Annotated in this window: 20 protein-coding genes; 5 read left to right on the top strand and 15 right to left on the bottom strand. The window is 69.8% G+C overall.

The features are described from left to right. Positions 1-211: 211 nt before the first annotated feature. The 13 genes from ACZ5IK_RS32425 to ACZ5IK_RS32485 all read right to left on the bottom strand — a co-directional run bounded on the left by ACZ5IK_RS32425 (position 212) and on the right by ACZ5IK_RS32485 (position 16,010). Positions 212-1,585: an alkaline phosphatase family protein gene (locus ACZ5IK_RS32425; RefSeq protein WP_465491186.1), complete on the bottom strand. Its 1,374-nt coding sequence runs from the start codon at positions 1,583-1,585 to the stop codon at positions 212-214. Next, on the bottom strand, positions 1,582-2,664 hold the full coding sequence (gene eboE, locus ACZ5IK_RS32430; RefSeq protein WP_465491187.1) for a metabolite traffic protein EboE: 1,083 nt from the start codon (positions 2,662-2,664) through the stop codon (positions 1,582-1,584). The genes ACZ5IK_RS32425 and eboE overlap by 4 nt, the downstream gene beginning before the upstream one ends. Next, a complete protein-coding gene (locus tag ACZ5IK_RS32435; protein WP_101612768.1) occupies positions 2,661-3,524 on the bottom strand; it encodes a TatD family hydrolase in 864 nt (287 codons plus the stop codon). The genes eboE and ACZ5IK_RS32435 overlap by 4 nt, the downstream gene beginning before the upstream one ends. Positions 3,525-3,526: 2 nt before the next feature. Beyond that, entirely contained in the window at positions 3,527-4,942 is a 1,416-nt protein-coding gene (locus ACZ5IK_RS32440; protein ID WP_465491188.1) for an EboA domain-containing protein, read from the bottom strand. Further along, positions 4,939-5,787, bottom strand: a complete 849-nt coding sequence (locus ACZ5IK_RS32445) for an SCO3242 family prenyltransferase (protein WP_465491189.1) — start codon at positions 5,785-5,787, stop codon at positions 4,939-4,941. Before ACZ5IK_RS32445 ends, ACZ5IK_RS32440 begins: the two co-directional genes overlap by 4 nt. After that, the gene (locus ACZ5IK_RS32450; RefSeq protein ID WP_465491190.1) at positions 5,784-6,941 is read right to left on the bottom strand and encodes an inositol-3-phosphate synthase; all 1,158 of its coding nucleotides are present in this window, start codon (positions 6,939-6,941) and stop codon (positions 5,784-5,786) included. Before ACZ5IK_RS32450 ends, ACZ5IK_RS32445 begins: the two co-directional genes overlap by 4 nt. A gap of 159 nt (positions 6,942-7,100) precedes the next feature. Beyond that, positions 7,101-8,270: a Gfo/Idh/MocA family protein gene (locus ACZ5IK_RS32455; protein ID WP_465491191.1), complete on the bottom strand. Its 1,170-nt coding sequence runs from the start codon at positions 8,268-8,270 to the stop codon at positions 7,101-7,103. Between the two features lie 41 nt (positions 8,271-8,311). Then, positions 8,312-9,364, bottom strand: coding sequence for a substrate-binding domain-containing protein (locus ACZ5IK_RS32460; protein ID WP_101612763.1), 1,053 nt, complete (start codon positions 9,362-9,364; stop codon positions 8,312-8,314). A gap of 22 nt (positions 9,365-9,386) precedes the next feature. Continuing rightward, positions 9,387-10,421 carry an ABC transporter permease gene (locus tag ACZ5IK_RS32465; protein ID WP_465491192.1) on the bottom strand — a complete coding sequence of 345 codons (1,035 nt, stop codon included), beginning with the start codon at positions 10,419-10,421 and terminating at the stop codon, positions 9,387-9,389. Beyond that, a complete protein-coding gene (locus tag ACZ5IK_RS32470; protein WP_465491193.1) occupies positions 10,418-11,920 on the bottom strand; it encodes a sugar ABC transporter ATP-binding protein in 1,503 nt (500 codons plus the stop codon). Before ACZ5IK_RS32470 ends, ACZ5IK_RS32465 begins: the two co-directional genes overlap by 4 nt. After that, the gene (locus ACZ5IK_RS32475; RefSeq protein ID WP_465491194.1) at positions 11,917-13,116 is read right to left on the bottom strand and encodes an ROK family transcriptional regulator; all 1,200 of its coding nucleotides are present in this window, start codon (positions 13,114-13,116) and stop codon (positions 11,917-11,919) included. Before ACZ5IK_RS32475 ends, ACZ5IK_RS32470 begins: the two co-directional genes overlap by 4 nt. Positions 13,117-13,372: 256 nt before the next feature. Further along, a complete protein-coding gene (locus tag ACZ5IK_RS32480) occupies positions 13,373-14,575 on the bottom strand; it encodes an ROK family transcriptional regulator (protein ID WP_465491195.1) in 1,203 nt (400 codons plus the stop codon). Between the two features lie 115 nt (positions 14,576-14,690). Further along, a complete protein-coding gene (locus tag ACZ5IK_RS32485) occupies positions 14,691-16,010 on the bottom strand; it encodes a DHA2 family efflux MFS transporter permease subunit (RefSeq protein WP_465491196.1) in 1,320 nt (439 codons plus the stop codon). Positions 16,011-16,150: 140 nt separating this feature from the next. Here ACZ5IK_RS32485 and ACZ5IK_RS32490 point away from each other — a divergent pair, with 140 nt between their 5' ends. After that, positions 16,151-16,729 carry a TetR/AcrR family transcriptional regulator C-terminal domain-containing protein gene (locus tag ACZ5IK_RS32490; RefSeq protein ID WP_465491197.1) on the top strand — a complete coding sequence of 193 codons (579 nt, stop codon included), beginning with the start codon at positions 16,151-16,153 and terminating at the stop codon, positions 16,727-16,729. A 16-nt stretch (positions 16,730-16,745) separates the two neighbouring features. Then, entirely contained in the window at positions 16,746-17,531 is a 786-nt protein-coding gene (locus ACZ5IK_RS32495) for an isocitrate lyase/PEP mutase family protein (protein ID WP_465491198.1), read from the top strand. A gap of 13 nt (positions 17,532-17,544) precedes the next feature. Here the strand turns inward: ACZ5IK_RS32495 and ACZ5IK_RS32500 are convergent, their stop codons facing one another. Both ACZ5IK_RS32500 and ACZ5IK_RS32505 read right to left on the bottom strand, forming a co-directional pair. Continuing rightward, positions 17,545-18,207 carry a response regulator gene (locus ACZ5IK_RS32500; RefSeq protein ID WP_465491199.1) on the bottom strand — a complete coding sequence of 221 codons (663 nt, stop codon included), beginning with the start codon at positions 18,205-18,207 and terminating at the stop codon, positions 17,545-17,547. Further along, positions 18,204-19,751, bottom strand: coding sequence for a sensor histidine kinase (locus tag ACZ5IK_RS32505; protein ID WP_465491200.1), 1,548 nt, complete (start codon positions 19,749-19,751; stop codon positions 18,204-18,206). Before ACZ5IK_RS32505 ends, ACZ5IK_RS32500 begins: the two co-directional genes overlap by 4 nt. A gap of 132 nt (positions 19,752-19,883) precedes the next feature. Between ACZ5IK_RS32505 and ACZ5IK_RS32510 the strand changes: the two genes are divergently transcribed. From ACZ5IK_RS32510 to ACZ5IK_RS32520, 3 genes are read left to right on the top strand one after another with little or no spacing between them, the layout of a single operon-like run. After that, on the top strand, positions 19,884-20,852 hold the full coding sequence (locus ACZ5IK_RS32510; RefSeq protein ID WP_101612753.1) for a Bug family tripartite tricarboxylate transporter substrate binding protein: 969 nt from the start codon (positions 19,884-19,886) through the stop codon (positions 20,850-20,852). Continuing rightward, the gene (locus ACZ5IK_RS32515; protein WP_465491201.1) at positions 20,849-21,346 is read left to right on the top strand and encodes a tripartite tricarboxylate transporter TctB family protein; all 498 of its coding nucleotides are present in this window, start codon (positions 20,849-20,851) and stop codon (positions 21,344-21,346) included. Before ACZ5IK_RS32510 ends, ACZ5IK_RS32515 begins: the two co-directional genes overlap by 4 nt. Then, entirely contained in the window at positions 21,346-22,863 is a 1,518-nt protein-coding gene (locus ACZ5IK_RS32520; protein ID WP_101612751.1) for a tripartite tricarboxylate transporter permease, read from the top strand. The genes ACZ5IK_RS32515 and ACZ5IK_RS32520 overlap by 1 nt, the downstream gene beginning before the upstream one ends. Positions 22,864-22,874 lie beyond the last annotated feature (11 nt).

Below are 22,874 nucleotides of genomic sequence, written 5' to 3' on the forward strand. Positions count from 1 at the left end.
GGGGGGGTTGGTTGGTGGGGGGGGGGGGGGGGGGGGGGGGGGGGGGGGGGGGGGGGGGGGGGGGGGGGGGGGGGGGGGTTCCCCCCCCCCCCCCCCCCCCCCCCCCCCCCCCCCGACCCGCTGGACCGAAGCGCTCCCGTCACGGAGCTGACGTGAGGTGCTGCGAAAGTGGCTTTCGCGACACAGGCCGACCACACCACTACGCCACCTCCTATTTCAGGCCTTGCAGGGACAACAGCAGCGGATGCACGTCGGTCGCTCCCACACGTCCGGACGGCTGGAAGGCCGGATCGCTGCAGAGCAGCACCGGACCGTCCTCTGTGGAATCCGGCAGCCGCCCGTGTGACCCGCGCACCCAGCGCGGGTCGGTCGGGACGACGTCCATCGCGTACCGGAGCCCGGCGAACTTCTTCGCCAGGTTGAGTCCGGCCCGCGCCTTGGCGAACTTGTCCTCCGGATCGAAGAACAGTTCAGCGGGGTCGTAACCCGGTTTGCGGTGGATCTCGACGCCACGCGCGAAGTCGGGCTTCCGCTCGTCGTCGAGCCAGTAGTAGTAGGTGAACCACGAGTCCGGCTCCGCGACCGCGACCAGGTCGCCGGCGCGTTCGTGGTCGATCCCGTACTTCGCCTGTGCCTCACGGTCGAGGACCTCGTCGACACCGGTCAGTTCCCCGACGATCGACCGCACTCGCTCCACGTCGGAGGAGTCGCGGACGTAGACGTGCGCGACCTGGTGGTCGGCGACGGCGAACGCGCGCGACGCCCACGGGTCGAGGTACTCCATCCCCGCCTGGGTGTAGACCTCCAGCAGGCCCTCGCGGCGCAGCGCCCGGTTGATGTCGACCGGGCGGTCCACGTTGGTGATGCCGTACTCGCTGAGCACGACCACGGTCGCCCCGGCGTTGCGGGCGTCGTCGAGCAGCGGCGCGAGCGCGGTGTCCAGCTCCCGCGCGGCCAGCGCCGCCTGAGGAGCGTCCGGGCCGAAGCGCTGCAGGTCGTAGTCCAGATGCGGGACGTAGGTCAGCAGCAGGTCAGGCCGTTTCTCGCGCAGGATCTGCCGGGACGCGCCGATCACCCACTTGCTCGACTTGATCGACGCCGTCGGGCCCCAGTACTGGAAGAGCGGGAACTCCCCCAGCGCTCCGGTCAGCTGATCGTGCAGTTCCGGCGGGCGCACGTAGGCGTCCGGCGACTTGCGGCCGTCGGCGTGGTAGATCGGCCTCGGCGTCACCGTGACGTCGGTGCTCATCCCCATCGCGTACCACCAGCACACGTTCGCCGACGTGTAGCCGGGGTGCGCCGCCCGCGCGGTCTCCCAGAGCTTCTCGCCGCCGACGAGCCGGTTGTGCTGGCGCCACAGGAAGATCTCGCCGAGTTCCCGGAAGTACCAGCCGTTGCCGACGATCCCGTGCTGCGCGGGCATGAGCCCGGTGAGGAACGTCGACTGCGCGCTGCAGGTGACGGCGGGCAGCACCGTGCCCAGTTCGGCCTGCCAGCCGTCGCGGGCGACGGCTGACAGGTTCGGCATGTCCCGCAACGCCTTCGGGGTGAGCCCGACGACGTCGATGACGACCAGCGGCTTCACGCGGAAACCCCTTCCCGGACAAGGTTCGCCTTGGCCCATTCGAGTTCGGCGGCGATCCCGCCGACGAGGTCGCCCGCGTCCGGGAGCACGCTCCAGGTGTAGGTCTCGACCTCGATGTGCGGTTCGCCGGGCAGCCCGGCGGCGACCGTGCGCAGGACGTCGGTGGTGGTGGCGAGCGGCGCGGCCGGGGCCTGGTGCAGCGGCATGTGGAAGTGCACGCGCCACGGGCCTTCCCCCGGCAACTCCGTCCAGGCTTCGGGCAGGTCGTCGGCCTTGTGCACGACACCGTCCGCGCCGAGCTCCCGAACCTGGTGCAGATAGCGCGGCTCGGCGAAGGTGGCCAGGGCTTCCGCCGCCTCGGCGGGCTTTTCGACGTGCAGCGCCGCGGAGGCCTGGACCTTGACGATGTCCACATCGGACTCTGCGATCGCCTTGAGGGTTTCCGCCGGATCGGCGAACGACACCGCGAGGTGACAGGTGTCCAGGCACAGCCCGACGTACTCCGGGTCGACGCGGCCCGAGAGCCAGCCCAGCGCGTCGGCCACGGTGTCGAGCACACAGCCGGGTTCGGGTTCGACCGCCAGCCGGATCGGCCGGTCACCGGTGGCCCGGATCGCCTGGACGACCTGTCCGAATGCCTCGGCCGCCCGGTGGTCGTCGTGCTCGGTCCACGGCTCGCGCCAAGCCAGCGGCAGCGTGGAGATGCTGCCGTAAGCGGCGTCCTCGGCGAGCAGATCCGCGAGGACGGTCACGCAGTCGATCGTGTAGGCGACCCGGTCGCTGTTCGTCCATTCGGGACGGTAGACCGCGTGCTTGACGACGTTGTCGTGGAAACCGCCGTACGGGAAGGCGTTCAGCGTGTAGACGGACAACCCGCGGGCGTCCAGTTCCGCGCGGAAGGCCTTGCGCGCTCCGGCGTCGTCGGCGAGTCCGCGCGCGACCGGCGCGGAGAGCCACAGTCCGACGCCGAGCTTGTCGGCGCCCAGCCGCTCACGCACCGGGAGCGCGTACCGCTCCAGCTGCGCGACGATGCCGTCGACGTCTTCGGCGGGGTGGACGTTCGTGCAGTAGGAGATCATTTGCGGGCACCTCGCAGGACCGAGTTGCCCTCGAACGTCTCCGCCTCACCGGTGAAACCGGGCAGCGGGTCGAGGGTGAGCCGCCCGCTCTGGTCGTAGAAGGCGACCGGGTTCTGCCACAGCACCTTGTCGACGTCGGCGTCGGTGAACCCGCCGTCGAGCATCGCCTGCCCGGTTTTGGCGGTCTTCAACGGATCCGAGCGGCCCCAGTCGGCGGCCGAGTTGACGATCATCTTGTCGAGGCCGTACTGGCGCAGGATCTCGACCATGCGGTGCTCGTCCATCTTGGTGTCCGGGTAGATGGAGAAGCCCATCCAGGCACCGGAATCCTTGACCAGCTTGACGGTGACCTCGTTGAGGTGGTCGACGATGACGCGTTCCGGCGCGATACCCGCCTCCCGGACGACGTCGAGGGTGCGCTTGGTGCCTTCGAGCTTGTCGCGGTGCGGGGTGTGCACCATCACCGGCAGATCGTGTTCGAGGGCCATCGCCAGCTGCCGCGCGAAGACCTCGTCCTCTTCCTTGGTCATCGAGTCGTAGCCGACCTCGCCGACCGCGACGACGCCGTCCTTGGCCAGGTACCTCGGGAGCACGTCGAGCACCTCACGGCAGCGAGGGTCGTTGGCCTCCTTGGGGTTCAACGCGATCGTGCAGTGGTGCCGGATGCCGAACTGGGCGGCGCGGAACCGTTCCCAGCCGATGAGCGCGTCGAAGTAGTCGGTGTACGAGCCGACGCTGGTGCGCGGCTGCCCCAGCCAGAACGCGGGTTCGACCAGCGCGCGGACACCGGCCGCGTACATGGCTTCGTAGTCGTCGGTGGTCCGGGAGGACATGTGGATGTGGGGATCGAAGATGCGCACGGTCAGTGGCCTTCCTTGAGCAATGAGAGGGCGTCGGCGGGAACGTCACGTCCGGCCGCCCTGCGTTCGTCGGCGAAATCGGCGAGCATGCGCCTCAGCTCGTCGTCCGCGCGGGTTTCGAGCTCCGCGACGGCGGCGAGGGGAACACCGACGAAAACGCATTTGAGGACGCCGTGGCGCCAGGTGTGGTCGTCCAGGAACCGGGCGAAAGCCCCCATGGCCGCGGCGACCAGCCGGATGTCGTTGGCCCGCAAGGCGTCTTGGACCAGGTGGACACCGGCGTCGACGACTTCGGCGGCCGGGGACTCCAGCGAACCGAGCGCCCGCAGTACGCCGCGCCGCTCGGCGTCGTCGCCGTAGCGGTAGAGGTCCCGCAGTTCGGCGGCCAGCGCCGAACTGTCGAGGGCGTCGGCCAGCACGGCGATGAGCCGGACGCGGGCCCGGTCGTCGACCGTGCCGTGGACGAGCCCCTGCGGATCCGCGGCGGGTCGCAGTGCCGCCCGCCCGACCTTGCGGCCGACCGCCGGGAAGAGCCCGCCGATCACCGACGGCTTTTCCCGGATCCGGCTTTCCGCCTTGTCCAGCCACGATTCCGGCATGGCCGCGGTCAACGCCTCGAAGGCGCGTCGTGCGGTGTCCGGCGCGGCGTGGCTGTGCCGGGGCAGTTCGACCCCGGCCAGTCCGGTGTAGCCGATCTCCGCCAGTGCCCCCAACGTCGCGGGCAGATCCAGCTGCCCGTCGCCGAACTCCAGATGCTCGTGGACCTTCGGCAGCATGTCGTCCAGCTGCACGTTCCACAGCAGCGGACCGGCGAGGCGGACGCATTCGGCCGCGTCCACCGGCTCGACGGCGACGCAGTGCCCGACGTCGAGCGTGACACCGAACAGTTCCGGTTCGCCGAGCTCCTTGCGCAGGTCCAAGACCTGGCCGAGATGCTGCACGAGGTGACCGGGCTCGGGTTCCATGGCCAGCCGGACGTTCAGCCGCGCGGCGTGCTCCAGGACCGCCGCGACACCCTCACGCAACCGGGACCAGGCCACGTCGTTGTCCACAGTGGACACACCGGACCAGAACGAGACGCAGTCCGCGCCGAGGTCTCCCGCGATCTGCAAAGCCTTCGCCAGGAAGTCGATCCGGAGCGCGGGGTCGTCCGACAGCAGCGTCGGAGAGTGCTTGCGCCACGGGTCGAGCAGGTACCGCGCGCCCGTCTCGATGACGACCCGGTTCAGGCCGAGCGCCGAAAGCCGGGACGCCACGTGGTCGACCTGTCGCGCCAGATCGTCGGCGAACGGGTCGAGATGGTCGTGGTCCAGCGTCAGCGCGACCCCGGTGTACCCGAGGTCCGCGATGACGGCGAGCGCGTCGTCGAGCCGGTGGTTGGAGAACCCGTTGGTGCCGTATCCCAGGGAGAAACTCATGTGGGGCTCACCTTCCGCGACAGCTTGCGGGCGAGCGGCAGCGCGGCCGCGACCAGCGCGGCCCCCAGCACCGAACCCTTGGCCGTGACCGCCGCCTGCAACGGGACCATGCCGTGGATGCCGGACTTGGTCGCCGAGCGCACGGACTTCGCCGACGGATCGCGAACGGCGTCCGCCTGCGCACGGCCGACCAGGCCCGCGTAGCCCGAACCGGCCGCCAGAGACGCCGCGCGGTGCCAGCCGCCGCGGGCGGGACCGCTCAATGCCAACGTTGTCGCCGCACAGCTCGTGGCGAGCGCGGCACGGGCCGTCGCCGGGCTTCCACCGTGGACCTCACCGGTGGACAACGCGGTGACGCCGAGCGTGTGGACCCCCACGGCAGCCGCGGCGGTAAGAGCACGGCGAGGTTCGTCCCCCGCGCCCAGCAGGACGTCGAGCGTGCGGCAGGCCGCCATCGCCACCGGTCCGGCCGGGGTCGGCTTGAGCACGGTGTCGTAGGCCCACACCGCGGCCGCGAGCGGGACCGCGACCTTCATCGCGCGGCGGCCGCCGCCGAGCGCGGCCAGGCCGAGCCCGGCCGCGGTCAGCGCGGCGCCGGTGGTGAGCGCCGCGCCCGCGCTCACCCGCCCGGACGGGATCGGCCGCTCGGGACGCTCCACGGCGTCGAGCTCCCGGTCCGCCCAGTCGTTGAGGGCCATCCCGGCCCAGTAGAAGGCGACCGAGGACAACGGCAGCAGCAACCGTCGCCCGGTCATCTTGAGCCCCGCCGCAGCGGACCCGGCGACCGTGTCACCGAGCACCGTGAGCGCGGCGGGCGCCCGCACGAGTTCTACGTAAGCCTTCACAGGGCGGCCGCCCAGGTGATCAGGCGGGCGGACTGCTCGGCGAAGCGGTGCTCGTCGCTGCCCAGCGGGTCCTTGAAGAAGAAGCCGAGTTCGGTCAGCGCGCCGCTCCGGCCCGCGGCGTGCGCGGTGGTGACCAGGCGGGCGAGGTCGAGGATCAGCGGCGCCGCGAGCGCGGAGTCGTAGCCGGTCCAGGTGAACTGCAGGCTCATGCGCGCGCCGAGGAAACCCTCGAACGACACGTGATCCCACGCGGTCTTGACCTCGCCGAGGTCGGGCACGTTGTCGATGTGCAGTGGCGCGGTGACGTCCTCGCCGAGCAGCGCGGCGAGCCCGCGTGCCTTCGATTCCAGCTTGCTGTTCGCGGTCACCGGGTCGGCCAGAGTCTCGCCGTCACCGCCACCCAGCAGGTTCGTGCCCGCCCAGGAACGGACCTTCAGCGCCCGCGCGCTGAACATCGGCGCGAGGACGGTGCGGAGCAGGGTCTCGCCGGTCTTGCCGTCGGAACCCGCGTACGGCAGGCCTTCCCGTTCGGCGAGCTCCCGCAGCGCGGGCAGGGTGATCCCGGCCGACGGCGTGAACTCGACGTACGGAGCCCCCGCTTTCAGTGCCGCGTAGGCCGAAAGCGAGCTGGACGGCAGTACCGCCCGTGCCGGATCGGCCATGGCCGTTTCGAGCGCGTCGAGGTCGTCGTGCTCGGGCAGGTGGGGACACGGAGCCTCGGTGGAGGAAACGTTGACCACGACGACCCGTGCGAGGTCGTGCCGGTCGGCGAAAGCTCGGATGTCCGCGGTGAGCCGGGCGGCCGCGTCGGACTGGGCACCCGTATGCGTCGCCGGGTGGTAGCCGTCGCGGATCTCGGCGTCCACTTCGGCCAGCCCGGACCGGACCGCCGAGAACACCGAGTGCCCGAATACGCCGGCGTGCGCCAGCTGTTCGGCCCGCTTCTCCAGCGGGGTGTGCACGATGTCGTGCCCGCCGAGGACCAGATCGTCCCAGCCCGGCAACGGAACCCCGGCGAAATCGGGCAGTTCGGTGACGCAACCGCCACCGCCCGTCACCCCCGCGCGGAGGGCGAGCAGCCCCACCGCCGCGGTCGTGGCGACAGACCCCCTCGCCCCGATCAACCAGATGCCCGTACGCTCGTGAGCAGGCATTTCTCCACCTTTCCAGAACCCGAAAACGCCAACTGTGTTCACCATCGGATGGTCGGACGTTTCGGATCGAACCAAGTCGCACTGATGTACGTCCATGCGACTTTCGGCTGGATCTACGCTGCTGTTACCACTCCGCCTCCCCAGTTTTCTTCCATGTCCTCAGCTACTTCCCTTCACAGTGACGCCGGGCACACCGGTCCACCGGGACTCTTCGGACGCGCTGCGTTCGACCGCGTCCAAGACCTGCTGGACCCTCAGCCCGTCCTCGAAGGACGGTTCGGGATCAGTGCCGTCGCCGATCGCGGAGAGCAGGTCGGCGACCTCGTTGGTGAAGGTGTGCTCGTAGCCGAGGAGATGCCCCGGCGGCCACCACACCCCGACATACGGGTGCTCGGGTTCGGTGACCAGGATCCGGCGGAACCCGGCTTCGGTGGCGGGCTGGCCACCGTCGAACCAGGACAGTTCGTTCATCGATTCGAAGTCGAACGCGAGGCTCGCCTTCGACCCGTTGACCTCCAGCCGCATCGCGTTCTTGCGGCCCAGCGCGAACCGGGTGGCCTCGAAACTCGCCACCGCGCCATTGGTGAACCGGCCGAGGAACAGGGCGGTGTCGTCGACCGTGACCTGCCCGGTGCCGCCGTTCCCGTCCGGCCGCTCCTTGACGAAGGTGTTGGTGAGCGCGGAAACCCCGGTGATCGTGTCACCGGTGACGAACTGCGCCGCGTCGACGATGTGCGCGCCGAGATCGCCCAGCGCGCCCGAGCCCGCCTTGTCCTTGTGCAGCCGCCAGGTCATCGGCGACGCCGGATCGGACAGCCAGTCCTGCAGGTAGACCGACCGCACGTGGCGGATCTCGCCGAGCGCCCCGCTCGCGACCAGCTTCCTGGCGTGCGCGAGCGCGGGCACCCGGCGGTAGTTGAAGGCCACCATCGACCGGACGCCGTTCGCGCGGGCCTTCGCCGCCGCCTCGGCCATCGCTTCGGCTTCGGCGAGGGTGTTGGCCAGCGGTTTCTCGCACAGCACGTGCTTCCCGGCCTCGAGCGCGGCGATCGCGATCTCGGCGTGGCTGTCGCCCGGCGTGCAGATGTCGACCAGGTCGACGTCGTCACGGGCGATCAACGCGCGCCAGTCCGTCTCGACGTCTTCCCAGCCGAACCGTTCCGCCGCGGCCTTCGCCCGCACCTCGTCACGGCCGCCGAGCACGGCGAGTCTCGGGATCAGCGGCGGTGTGAAGAACCGGTGCACGCTGCGCCACGCGTGCGAATGCACCGCACCCATGAACGCGTGGCCCACCATGCCGATCCCGATCGTTTCCTTTGCCGTGCTCATGCCCCTCCTAGGTCCGCTTGCGTGTGTCGGGTACGCGGGTCTTACGAGTCGAAGCCGACGTCCATGTACTTGTCGACGTTCTCCTTGGTGACCACCGCGGAGTACGTGGTGATCTCGGCCGGGATCTCGTGCTCGGCGAAGTCACCGGCGCCCTTGCCCTGGCCGAGCAGCCGCGCGAGCGAGATCGCCGAAGACGCCATCGACGGGCTGTAGAGCACCGTCGCCTTCAGCGGCTCGGCGTCGGACTTGATCAGGTTCATCGCGTTCTTCGACCCGGCGCCGCCGACCATCAGGAAGTTCTTGCGGTTGGCGTTGTTGATCGCCGCGATGACCCCGACCCCCTGGTCGTCGTCGTGGTTCCACAGCGCGTCCAGTTTGGGCGCGGACTGCAGCAGGTTCGACGTCTGCTTCTCGCCCGACTCCGGCGTGAACTCCGCGGAGACCCGCGGGCCGACCGCGAAACCCTGACGGGCCAAGGCGTCCTTGAAGCCCTTGCTGCGTTCCTGGGTCAGCGGCAGTGAGTCGATCCCGGCGACCTCGCCGATCACGGGGCTCGCGATGTTCTTCGCCTTCATCTGCTGGGCGATGTAGTTCCCGGCGTTGACGCCCATCCGGTAGTTGTCGCCACCGATCCAGGTGCGGTACGCGAGCGGGGTGTCGAAGACGCGGTCGAGGTTGATCACCTGGATACCGGCGTCCATCGCCTGCTGGCCGACCGCGGTGAGCGCCTTGCCGTCGAACGGCAGGATCACCAGGACGTTGACCTTGGCGTTGATCAGCGTCTCCACCTGGGAGATCTGCTGGTTGACGTCGTTGGTGCCCTCGGTCGCGTTGAGCGTGACCTCACTGAACTTCTGTGCCTGCGCGCGGGCGTTCTTCGTGATGGCGGCCATCCAGCCGTGGTCCGCGGCCGGGGCCGAGAACCCGATGGTGACCGGGGTTCCCGGCTGCGAGTTGGCCCCGGCGTTGGCCACGTTGGCGGCGTTGTTCTGCGCCGGTGCCTCGTTCGAGGTGCACGCGGTCAGCAGCGCACCCGCTCCGACGGCCGCGCCTCCCAGCAGGAAACGGCGGCGATGCAGGGATTGTTCGGTCATGACGACTCTCCATCCACGGTGATCAAGTACTCGTCTTGGTTTTCTTCACGGAGCGGAACTGCAGTAGCGCGGCCAGCACGATGATCACGCCCTTGGCGATGTTCTGGATGTCGGTGTCCAGGTTGTTGAGCGTGAAGATGTTGGACAGCACGGTGAAGATCAGCACGCCGATCAGGGTGCCGATGAGCGAGCCGCGGCCGCCGGTGAGCAGCGTGCCGCCGATGACGACCGCCGCGATGGCGTCGAGCTCGTAGAGCATGCCGTTGGTCGAGGCGCCCGCGGTGGTGCGGGCGACGACCATCAGCGCGGCGATGCCGCAGCACAGGCCGGCGACGCCGTAGACGAGTGCGGTGTGCCGCTTGACGTTGATGCCCGCCAGGCGCGACGCCTCGGCGTTGCCGCCGACGGCGAAGGTGCGGCGGCCGAACGTGGTGCGGTTCAGCACCACCCAGCCGACCGCGAACACCAGCGCGAACATCCAGATCAGCACCGGGATGCCGAGCAGGTCACCGCGGAAGAACTCGAGGAAACCCGCCTCGGAGACCACCTGCGTGCGGCGGCCGCTGATGCGTTCCGCGAGCCCGCGGGCCGAGACGTACATCGCCAAGGTGGCGATGAACGGCACGATCTTCCCGTAGGACACCAGGATCCCGTTGACCAGACCGCAGCCGAGGCCGACGAGGAGTCCACAAAGGATCATCACCCACGGGCCGTAGGACTGGGTGGCCAGTGTGGTCAGCCAAACGCTCGAAAGCGCCACGATCGACCCGACCGAGAGGTCGATGCCGCCGGCGATGATCACGAACGTCATCCCGACGCTGACCACGCCGATGGCCGCGGCGAGCCGCAGGATCGTCGAGATGTTGCCTTCGGTGAAGAACTGGTCGGGCCGGGTCACGCTCCCGACGACGCACAGGATCACCAGCACCCCGGTCAGCGCGAGCAGCCGGGAATCGAGTGAGAAGGCGAGCCCCTTGCTTTTATTGGACACGAGCTTGGGTGGTACGGGTTCCTTCCCGGCGGTTCCCGTTCGCACCGACTCGGCTTGGTCAGTCACGCCGCACTCCCCTCGAGAATCACGTCGAGCACATCCGCCTCTGTCAGCTCCGCAGACGGCTTTTCAGCCAGGACACGTCCTTCACGCAGCACCAGCACCCGGTCGGACAGTCCGAGTACTTCGGGGATCTCGCTGCTGACGAGCACGATCGCGACCCCGGTCGCGGCCAGTTCCTCGATCAGCCGGTACAGCTCGGCCCGCGCGCCGACGTCGACCCCGCGCGTCGGCTCGTCCAGCAGCAGCACCCGGCAGCCGCGGACCAGCCAGCGCGCGAGCACCGCCTTCTGCTGGTTGCCGCCCGACAGCGTGCGGATGATCCGGTGCGGGTCGGCGGGCCGGAGATCGAGCCGCCGCAGGCTTTCCCCGGCGTCTTCCAGTTCCCGCGACCGCTCGGTGAAGCCGAACGTCGCGTACTTGCCGAGGCTCGCCAGGGTCACGTTGTGCACGACGGGCAGGTCCAGCAACAGCCCTTGGCTCTTGCGTTCCTCGGGCGCCAGGCCGATCCCGGCCTTGACCGCCGCCGACACACTGCCCGGCCGGACCGGCTCTCCGTCGACCGACACCGAACCGGTGTCCTGCTTGCGGGCGCCGAAGATCGTCTCCAGCAGCTCGCTGCGGCCGGAGCCGACGAGACCCGCGATACCGACGACTTCGCCCGCGTGCACGGTGAAACTCACGTTCTCGAACTCGCCGACGGTGGTCAGGTTCTCCACCTTGAGGACCTCGGTGTCCGGGTCCACGTGTTCCTGGTGACGCGGGCCGAACACGGTCTCGACCTTGCGGCCCGCCATCAGCGCGACGAGGTCCGAGGTCGGCGTCTCCTTGGCGTCGAGGCCGGTGGAAACGGTCTTGCCGTCCTTGAGCACGGTGACGCGGTGGCCGATCCGGCGCAGTTCTTCGAGGCGGTGGGAGATGTAGATGATCGCGACGCCCTCGGCGGTCAGTTCGCCGACGATGCGGAACAGGTTGTCGACCTCTTCCCCCGCCAGCGCCGCGGTGGGTTCGTCCATCACCAGCAGCTTCGCGTCGTACGCGAGTGCCCGCGCCATCGAGACCAGCTGTTGTCCGGCGGCGGAGAGCTTGCCGACCTCGGTCGACGGCGTGATCTCCGGATGCCCGAGCCTGGCCATCAGCTGAGCGGCCTTCTTCCGGGATTCGCTGATCCGCGTGAAGCCGAACGACGCGCGCTCGCGACCGAGGAAGATGTTGTCGGCGACGGAAAGTCCCGGTACCAGGTCGAGTTCCTGGTACATGGTCGCGATCCCGATCTTCAGGGCGGCGACCGGCGAGGGCAGCGTGACCTGCTCGCCCTGCCAGAAGATCTCGCCGCCGTCGGGACGGTGCGCCCCGGCGAGGGTCTTGATCAGCGTGGACTTGCCCGCGCCGTTCTGGCCGAGGAGACAGTGCACCTCGCCGGGTTCGACGTCGAAGTCGACCCCGTCGAGCGCGCGCACCCCCGGAAAGGTCTTCACGATCCCCCGGACCGAAAGCAGGGTCATGCCGGTGCCTCCTGGGTGACGAACGGAACGAGCGTCGGATCGGCGAAAAGCCGTTCGGTGGCAAGATGTGCGGCGCCGCGCAGCGGGGCGGTGGTGCCCAGCGGGGACGGCTCGACGCGGCAGGCTGGCTCGTGCCCGAGCGGACGCGCGGACAGTTCGCGGCGCACCGGCTCGACCAGCCACTCGCCCAGTTCGGCGAAGTAGCCGCCGAGCACCACGACGTCCGGGTCGAGCACGTCGACCACGGTGGACACCGCGACGCCGAGCGCGACCCCGAGTTCCGAGACCGCCGCGACCGCGCGCTGATCGCCGCGCTGGACACGGTGCTTGAGCAGCCCGACCCGGCCGTCGACACCGAGCGCGGGGTCGTGCAGCGGGTCACCGGGTGAGGCGGCGCCGCGCAGGACGGCGTTGAGCCCCGCCTTGGTCTCCAGGCAGCCCACCCGGCCGCACTGGCACTGTTCGCCGGACGGGTCGACGGTGATGTGCCCGACCTCGCCCGCGAAACCCCTGGCACCGCGCAGGATCGCGCCGCCGGACACGAGTCCGCCGCCGACGCCCATCCCGCCGCTGAGGTAGAAGAGCTCCCGCACGCCGCACCCGACACCGGCGACGGCCTCACCGACCGCGCCGAGGTTGGCCTCGTTGTCGACCGCGATGGCGTCGGCGGGCAGCCCGAGCCGGGCGGCGAGCAGATCGGCGATCTCGGCGTCGCGCCAGCGCAGGGTCGGCGCGAACCGCAGCACGGCGGCGGCCGAGTCGACCAGGCCGGGGACGGACACCGTGACGCCGACCGGCAGATCGTCGCGCAGCACCTGCCCGGCGAGGAAGGCGAGCTCGTCCATGCTCCGGTGGAGACCGAGCGCGGCGACGTCGGCGGTCTCCGTGCGCTCGGCGACGACGCTGCCGTCGAGGCTCGTGACGACGGCGGCGAAGCGATCGGCCTCGACGCTGAGCGCGAGCCCGTAGGCGCTGGCCCCGTTCAGCTCGACCAGCTGACTGGGCCTGCCGTTGCCGCCGGCCTGCAGTCCCGCGGAGCGGACGAGGCCGCGTTCGGACAGCTCGGTGATCAACCCGGAGACGGCCGCTTTGGTGATCCCGCAGCGCGCCGCGAGCTGGGTGCGCGAAAGCGGCCCCCCACGCAACGCGCGCAGGAGCGCGGCGAGGTTCGCCGTGCGTGGATCGGTCGCGGCCACACTGCCCTCACTTACGAATCGGCCGTAACAAACTTTGTTACTTAGCCAGCGAAAGTAGGGTGGTGCGTGTCACTCGTCAAGGTGACAACAGGACAGAAATGCCCGCCGTCACCCGAATAGCCGTCCAGATCGGTACGGACTTTTGTACTTGGCGAGCAAAAGTCTGTACGATCTTGACGTTACTAATCGGAATCGAGTGGGTGCTCACCGTGCGGCTGGGAGGTCACTCAGCGCTTCCGGTTCCCGCTCCGCGCGGTCAGCTACTCAGCGTGAAGGCTCGGTCCGTGGCGGACCAGGCGGCCCCGATGACCCCGGCGGCGTCCCCCAGCTCGGACAGCACGATCGGCAGGTTCCCGGTCGCGAGCGGCAGCGACCGCCGGTAGACCGAGCTGCGGATCTCGGCGAGCAGCTGATGGCCGAGCTGCGCCACGCCGCCGCCGATCACGACCATGCCGGGGTTAACGAAACTCACCAGCGAGGCCACCACCTGACCGAGCCGCCGCCCGCCGTCGCGGATCAGGTTGACCGCGCCGAAGTCGCCGGACGCGGCCGCGCGGCCGACGTCCTGGGCGGTGATCGCGCCCCGGTCCGCGACGACGTCGGCGAGGTACGCCGACCGGCCGCTGCGCGCGAGCGTCAGTCCGTCGCGGGCCAGCGCGGCGCCGCCGAAGTACGCCTCCAGGCAACCGGTCTCACCACAGACGCAAGTCGGTCCGTAGTCGTCGAGGCGGATGTGCCCGATGTCGCCCGCGGTCCCCGCGACGCCGCGATACACCTTGCCGCCCAGCACGATCCCGCAGCCGATGCCGGTACCGATCTTGACGAACACCAGGTCGTCGGTGGAGCGGGCGACCCCGGCGTGCCGTTCCCCGAGCGCCATCGAGTTCACGTCGTTGTCGACGGTGACCGGGCAGCCCAGCAGTCCGCCGAGATGGTCACGGACGGAAAACCGGTCCCAGCCGGGCATTATCGGCGGTGCGACCGCCATGCCCTCGGCGAAGCTCACCGGCCCCGGCAGGCCGATCCCGGCGGCGATCAGCTTGCCCGGCGCCTCTTCGCGGATCTTCTCCGCGAGGGCGCTCACGCGTTTGAGCACGGCGTGCGGTCCCTGCCGGACGTCGCAGTCCTCGACGGTGTGCACCAGCACCTCGCACGAAGCGTCGGTGAGGGCGACCCCGACCGAGGTCGCGCCGATGTCGACGGAGAGCACGCGCAGGTCTCCCGCCAGGCGCACCAGCGTCGACCGCCTTCCGCCCCGGCTCGCCGACGGACCCGCGGTTTCGACGAGGCCGACCTCGGCGAGGCGCGCGACTTCGGCACCCACCCGGGCACGCGGCAGCTCCAGCCGCTCCCCCAGTTCGACGCGGGACATCGGGCCCTCGTCCCGCAGCAGGGTGAGCAACTGGGTCTGGTGCCGGGTTTCGACCATCGGATGCTCCGTGGTGGATGCCGTGCTCATTCAGCCGAGCCTACGGCGTTCTCCCCGGGGTGTCCCGAATGCCACGGCGAAGACTCGCTCACGACATTCGGAACCTTTGGTGACGCCCTGGCGGGAAGAAACCCACGGAAGCCTTCTAGTCCACTGTGGACCGCTCCGCCCGCACCAGGAGCCACGCCGGGATCAGCACGATCGCGGTGATCCCGGCGATCCACCAATGCGTGTCCGCGATGGCCGACGCGGCCCCCGGAGCGGCGGCGAGCCCCGCGGAGACGACCGCGGTCAGGATCGACGTCCCGAAGGATCCGCCGATCCGTTGCAGCATGGCGAAGATCGGCATCGCGTGGGAAATCCGCTCCCGGGGCACCAGCATCAGCCCGGCGGCGAGCGCCGGGGTGGTGGTCAGGCCGATGCCGCAGCCGCGGACGACCTGCACGGCCGAGAGCCACCAGTAGTCGTCGGATCCGGTGAGCAGCGCCAGCGGCACCGTCCCGAGGATCGTGACGATCAGCCCGGCGAAGATCACCCGGGCACCGCCGATCCGGTCGGTCAGCCTGCCGGCCAGCGGAAGTGCCGCGACCGTGCCGAGCGCCAGCGGGGCGGTCAGGAACCCGGTGGCGACGAGACTCTCGTGGCGGACGTCGAGGTAGTACAGCGGCAGGACGATCATCGCGCCGAACAGCGCGACCCCCATCCCGAAGATCACGGCGGCGGCCGAGGAGAACGCGCGGTCGCGGAACAGCCGCAGATCGAGCAACGGCGCCCGCGACCGTGACGCGGTGACCACGAAGACGGCGAGCAGGATCGCCCCGGCGATCGCCGGGAACGGGGTGGTTTCCACCACGCCGTAGACGAGCAACGGCAGCCCGGTCACGGTGAGGAGCAACCCGCGCGAGTCCAGCGGTTCGGCGCCGGCGGGAGTCTCTCTCGGCAGCCATTTCCGGCCCAGCAGGAGGCTGAGCACCGCGAGCGGCACGTTCACCAGGAACAGCCATGGCACGCCCAGCCCTTCGGCGAGCACGCTGCCGAACAGGGTGCCGAGCACCGGCGCGAGGTAGATCGGGATGCTCAGCACGGCCATCATCCGGCCGAGCCGCTTCGGCCCCGCCGTCACCGCGAACAGGATCTGCCCGGCCGGGACCAGCAGTCCGCCAGCCGCGCCTTGCAGGACGCGGAAAACGATCAACGCCTCGATCGACGTCGCCGTCGCGCAGAGCGCGGAGAACACCGCGAACAGGCCGACGCACAGCAACCAGAGCCGGGTCGTCCCGAAGCGGCGGCCCGCCCAGCCACTCACCGGCACCATCGCGGCGAGCGCGAGCAGGTAGCCGGTGGCGACCCACTGAGCGGTACCGAGCGAGGCACGGAATCCGGCCGCGATCGTGCCGAGCGCGATGTTCACCACGGTCGAGGTGAACATCGACAGGAACCCGCCGAGGGTCAAGATCGAGGCCATCCCCCACAAAGCGGGGGTAATGCGCTCGTCAGCGGCACGCCCGATCATCCTACCTGCCTTTCTTATCACTGTTAAGATCTTAACAGTGATAAGATCGACTGGAGTTGTCAAGTCCGATACGGACCAGCGAAAGTGTGCCCATGGTCGTGAGACGGGATGGCTACGTTCGAGCCGCGCTCGAACTCCTCGACGAGGTCGGGCTGGACGGCTTGAGCCTGCGCAAGCTCGGGGAGAAACTCGGCGTGCGGGGTCCCGCGCTCTACACGCACTTCAAGAGCAAGCAGGCGTTGCTCGACCAGATGGCCGAAACCATGCTGGACGACAACCTCGCCCCGCTGGACGATCTCGCGGCGATGGACGACTGGGCCGGGTGGCTGACCCGGCGCGCCCGCACCATCCGCCGCACGCTGCTGTCCTACCGGGACGGCGCCCGCCTGCACGCTGGTTCCCGCCCGACCGAGCGGTCGGCGATGACGCCGCTGATCAAACCGTTACGGGAAGCGGGCTTCACCGAAGTGGACGCGACGCACGCGATCCTCGCCATCAGCCGGTACACCCTCGGCTGCGCGATCGACGAACAGCAGCACGTCGAGGGAGACTCGGCTGTCGACCATGCCGAGGATCCGGCCGCCTCCTTCGAGTACGGTCTCGCCCGCTTGATCGCCGGACTCCGGGCCGACGTCGATGTCGCAAAACCGCCAGACCAGGATGTCGCATGACTGCTGGAATGGCGGCATGACGACCGACAACGCCCGGCTGTTCCGTTCCCTGCACGTCCCGTCGAGCCCGCTGGTGCTGGCCAACGCGTGGGACGTCGCGAGCGCCCGGCTCATCGAGGACGCGGGCGCCGCCGCGATCGCCACCACCAGCGCCGGGGTGGCGTGGAGCCTCGGCGCGCCCGACGGCGACCTGCTCGGCCGCGACCTCGCGGTGGACCTGATCGCCCGGATCGCCCGCCTCGCAACGGTTCCGGTGACCGCGGACATCGAAGGCGGCTACGGGGACACTCCCGGCGACGTCGGCGAGACCGTCGCGGCCGTGGTCGCCGCGGGTGCGGCAGGGATCAACATCGAGGACGGCCCGCGTCCGCCCGAAGAGGTGGTCCCGCGGATCGAGGCGGCCCGCGCGGCGGACGGCGACGTGTTCCTCAACGCCCGGATCGACACCTTCCTCAGGGGGCTCGGCGGGGTGCCGGAAACGCTGGAGCGCGCGGCCGCGTACCTGGCGGCGGGCGCGGACGGGATCTTCGTTCCGGGCGCCACCGACCCCTCCGTGATCGCCGCGCTCGTCAAGGGCATCGACGCGCCGGTGAACGTGATGGCCCACCCCGGCGCGCCGAGCGTCAAGGAACTGGCCGCGCTCGGGGTCGCGCGGGTGAGCGTCGGCTCCGGGATCAGCCAGGCCGCGTACGCCGTCGCGCGGGAAAGCGCCCGGGAACTCTTCTCGACCGGCACCTACTCGCACCTCGAAGAGTCCGTGGACTACGGCGTCCTCAACGGCCTCCTGGCCCCCCGCAAGTAGTCCTCTAGTTGCGTCAGGACCAGAGGTAGCGGCGCTCGGGGCGTCCCGTCCCGCCGTACTTGAGGGTCACCTCGGCCTTCCCCGTCGCCACGAAATGCTCGAGGTACCGGCGCGCGCTCACCCGCGCGACGCCGGTCGCCTCGGCGCATTCGCTCGCGGAGATCCCGCCGGACGCGCCGCGCAGCGCGGTCTCCACCAGCCGCGCGGTCTCCGCGGTGAGCCCCTTGGGCAGCACCGGTTTCGCGCTCGGCCGTGCGCCGAAGACCTGGTCGACGTCGGCCTGCCCGGCCTCGGCGAGCCGGTCCAGTCGCTGGTGCAGCGTGGCGAAGTGGGTCAACTGATCCCGCAGGGACGCGTACTCGAACGGCTTGATCAGGTAGTGCAGAACGCCGCCCCGCATCGCCTGCCGCACGGTTTCCACGTCGGTCGCCGCGGTGATCACGATGACGTCGACGTCCTCGGTGGCCCGCAGCTCCCGCAGCACCGAAAGCCCGTCCAGATCGGGAAGATAGACGTCGAGCAGGACCAGATCCGGCTTCAGTTCCCGCGCCAGCCGGATCGCGTCGGCGCCGGTGTGCGCCACCCCGACCACGGCGAACCCGTCCGTGCGCGCGACGTATCCACTGTGGACCTTCGCGACCATGAAATCGTCGTCGACGACGAGGACCCGGATCATCGCGGCAACCTCGCGGTGAACACGGCACCGTCGTCGTTGTGCACCTCGACGGAACCGCCCCGCCGGACACACGCCTGCCGGATCAGCGCGAGCCCGAGACCACGCTGGCCGTGTGCGGCGGCCTTCGTGGTGAAGCCGTGCTCGAACACTTCTTCCGCGATCTCCGGGGCGACTCCCGGACCGGAATCACGGACCTCCACCCGCACCTCGTCCTCCTCTTGCCAGACCCCGACCTCGATCCAGCCCCGTTCGCCGCCCCGCATGGCCGAACTCAGCGCGTCCAACGCGTTGTCGACGAGATTTCCCAGCACCGTCACCAAATCCGTGGAAAGCGCGTCCTCGACGCGGTCCAGTTCGCTGTCCGGCGCCATTCTCAGCCCGACACCGCGTTCCGCGGCCAGCGACGCCTTCGCGATCAGCAGTGCCGCCACCGCCGGATCGCCGACGCGCGAACCGACCTCCGCGCGCCACTCCCCTTGCGCCGAGCTGATCCGGCTGACGTAACCGCGTACCTCCTCGTATTCCTCGAGTTCCAGCAGCCCGGAGATGGTGTGCAGCCGGTTGCTGAACTCGTGCGCCTGCGCCCGCAGCGTGTCGGTGGCGTGTTTGCTGGCGTCGAGTTCGTCCCGCAGGGTCATCAGATCGGTGCGGTCCCGAAGGGTGACCACGGCCCCTCGTTCGTCGATCGGCATCCGGTTCAGCGTCAGTACCTTCCCTTGCCGCAGCACGATCTGGTCGGCGCCGGTCGCGCGGCCGGTGAGCAGATCGCGGATCCGATCGTTGAGCTCGAGGTCCTCGACCGACCGGCCGACGGCGTCCTCCGGCAGCGCCAGCAGCGCGCGGGCCTGATCGTTCACCAGGGTGATCCGGTGCTGCGGATCCAGCCCGACGACGCCCTCCTTAATCCCGTGCAGGAGCGCCTCCCGGTTCTCCACCAGCGCGGTGATCTCGTGCGGCTCCAGGCCGAGCGTCTGGTTCTTCACCCGCCGCGCCAGCAGCAGTGAACCGCTCACGCCGATCACCAGCGCGACCCCCAGCACCCGCAGGGCGTTGTCCGGCGAGTCGAGCACGCCCGCGAAGAACCCGGGCGACTTCGAGCCCGCCGCGACCATGCGGACCACCGTGCCGCCCTTTCCGTCGAGCACCGGGACGTGCGCCACGATCGAGCCGTCCAGTTCGCCGACCCACGACCGTCCGGAAAGGACGGTGCTCTCGCCGATGTCGAGCGTCGTCCTCAACTGGCCCGGATCCGGTGACGCCAGCACATAGCGGTCCGCGCCGGCAATCACGACGGAGTCCACGCCCGAGAAGCTCCGCGCGGTTTCGGCGGGGGCGTTGAGTTCGAACGGGCCGTTCTCGAGGTCGCCCACGACCCCCTGCGCGGCGACACTCTCCGCGACCGAAAGCACCCGGCGCCCCTCCGTCGTGCGGAAGTTGTTCCCCGCCTGGGTGACGGCCAGCACGCCCACCGCGCACAGTAGGCAGGTGACGACCACCAGTTGCCACACGAGGAGCTGGCGGGCCAAGGAACCCCGAGCACCCATCGCCACCTCCGCGTGACCAAAACGACCACAACAACCATTGGGCCCGCAAGCGGGACATCTCTGTTTACACGAGTGCAACATGTCCAACCACGCGGCAGAGAGGCGGGGATCACAGTGAAGCCCAGTAACTGGTTGGCCATCGCAGCGGCGCTCGTCGCCGTTTTGCTGGTGCCACCGTTGCTCACCCCGGGCGGCGAGGCCGACGAGGGCTCGCAGATCCGGTCGTTGCGGGTACTCGTGCCCAACGCACCCGGCGGTGGTTACGACATCACGGCCCGCACGGCGACCAAGGCGATGGAAGACGCCGACCTGCTCGGCAACGCGGAGGTCTTCAACCTCCCCGGCGCCGGCGGCACGGTCGGCCTCGGCCGGACGGTGGCCGAACGCGGCAACGGCAAGCTCGTCATGTCCATGGGGCTCGGCGTCGTCGGCAGCGTGTTCACGAACAAGTCGCCGTCGTCGCTGCTCGACACCACACCGGTGGCGAAACTGATCGAAGAGTCGGACATCGTCGTGGTCGGCAAGGATTCGCCGTACCAGAACATCGGTCAGCTGATCGAGGCGTGGAAGAAGGATCCCGGCGCGGTCCAGGTCGGCGGCGGTTCGTCACCCGGCGGGCCGGACCACCTGGCGCCGATGCTGATGGCGAAGGCCGTCGGGCTCGCGCCCAAGGCGGTCAACTACGTCCAGTTCGACGGCGGCGGGGAGCTGCTCGCGTCGGTCCTCGGCGGCAAGGTCGCGTTCGGTGTCTCGGGCATCGGCGAGTACCGCGACCAGATCGCGGCGGGCACGCTCCGGGTGCTGGCGGTGACCAGCGAGAAGCGGATCCCCGGCGTCGACGCGCCGACGCTCTCGGAGTCCGGCGTGGACGTGAAGTTCACCAACTGGCGCGGCATCGTCGCTCCGCCGGGCATCACGGACGCGGACCGCGCGAAGCTGGTGAGCCTGTTCGACCGGCTGCAGAAGACGCCACAGTGGCAGGAAGCCTTGCAGCGCAACGGATGGACCGGAGCGTTCGCGCCCGGGGAGCAGTTCGGTTCGTTTCTCGAAGAGGAGAACACTCGAGTGGCAACGGTGCTGAAAGAGCTGGGTCTGGCATGACGACCACGTGGCTGAAGGAGCGCTCCGAACTCGGGGTGAGCGTGGTACTCCTGGTGCTCGGCGTGCTGGTGCTCACCGACGCGCTGAGCATTCCCACCGATTTCGCCCAGCGCGGGCCGGTGGGGCCGAAGGCGGTGCCGATCCTGGTCGGTTCGCTGCTGCTGATCGTCGCCGTGCTGCTGGCGCGCGACGTGCTGCGCGGCGGCAAGGGCGAAGCCGAAGGCGGCGAGGACATCGACCTCACCGAACCCGCCGACCTGCGCACGGTTCTGTTGCTGTGCGCCGCTTTCCTCGCCAACGCGGCGCTGATCGGCCTGGTCGGTTTCCCGATCTCGGGCGCGATCCTGTTCTGGGGCGCGGCGTACGCGCTCGGCAGCCGGAACCTGGTGCGTGACCCGCTGATCGCGGCGGGCATGTCCGTCGCGACCTTCCTGGTCTTCAACAACCTGCTCGGTGTCCCGCTCCCCGGTGGCCCGTTGATGGAGGTGTTCTGATGTTCCAGCAACTCATCGACGGCTTCGGTACCGCGCTGACCCCGACCCATATCGCGATGGCGGCGATCGGGGTCCTGCTGGGCACCGCGATCGGCGTGCTGCCGGGCATCGGCCCGGCCATGGCGGTGGCGCTCCTGCTCCCGGTGACCTACGGGCTGGAGCCCACGGGCGCGTTCATCATGTTCGCCGGCATCTACTACGGAGGGATGTTCGGCGGTTCGACGACGTCGATCCTGCTGAACACCCCGGGGGAGAGCGCGGCGGTCGTGGCGGCGATCGACGGCAATCCCATGGCCCGCAAGGGCCGCGGTGCGCAAGCGCTGGCGGCGGCCGCGATCGGGCACTTCGTCGGCGGCATCCTCGGCACTATCGCGCTGGTCGTGCTGGCCCCGGTGATCGCGAAGCACGCCGTCGACATCGGCGCGCCGGACCTGTTCGCGATCATGGTGCTGGCGTTCATCGCGGTCACCTCGGTACTCGGCAGCTCCCGGATCCGCGGCGTGGCGTCGCTGCTGATCGGCCTCACCATCGGCCTGGTCGGCCTGGACGAGATGACCGGCCAGCAGCGGCTGACCTTCGGCTCGCTGCACCTGGCCGACGGCATCGACGTGGTGATCGTGGCGGTCGCACTGTTCGCGGTCGGCGAGTCGCTGTGGGTCGCCGCGCACCTGCGGCGCAACGCGTTCAAGCCCATCCCGGTCGGCAGGCCGTGGCTGTCGCGCGCCGACCTGAAGCGGACGTGGAAGCCGTGGCTGCGCGGGCCGCTCATCGGGTTCCCGTTCGGCGCGGTGCCCGCCGGTGGCGCCGAGATCCCGACGTTCCTCTCGTACGTCACGGAAAAGCGGCTCTCGAAGCACAAGGACGAGTTCGGCAAGGGCGCCATCGAGGGCGTCGCGGGTCCGGAAGCGACGGCTTCGGCGTCGGCCGCCGGAACGCTGGTCTCGATGCTGACGCTCGGCCTGCCGACCACCGCGGTCGCGGCCGTGATGCTGGCGGCGTTCCAGCAGTACGGCATCCAGCCGGGACCGCTGCTGTTCGAGCGGGAGTCGTCGCTGGTGTGGGGCCTGATCGCCTCGCTGTTCGTCGGGCTGACGCTGCTGCTGGTGCTGAACCTGCCGCTGGCGCCGCTGTGGGCGAAGCTGCTGCGGATCCCGCGGCCGTACCTCTACGCGGGCATCCTGTTCTTCGCCAGTGTCGGCGCGTACGCGGTCAACGCGGACATCTTCGACCTGCTGGTGATGTTCGTGATCGGCCTGATCGGCTTCGCGATGCGCCGCTACGGCCTGCCGGTGCTGCCGGCGATCATCGGCGTCATCCTCGGCCCGGCCGCCGAGCAGCAGATGCGGCGCGCGCTGCAGCTGAGCGACGGCAGCCTGACCGGGTTGTTCAACACGCCGTTCGCGATCGTGGTCTACGTGATCATCCTGCTGATCCTGTTCTTCCCGTTGATCAAGCGCTTCCTGCCTGCCCGTCCCACCGCCGACGAGGCGGAGCCCAAGGACAAGGTGGACGCCTGACCGACGGGAAC

The organism is Amycolatopsis sp. NPDC031561, assembly GCF_055580625.1.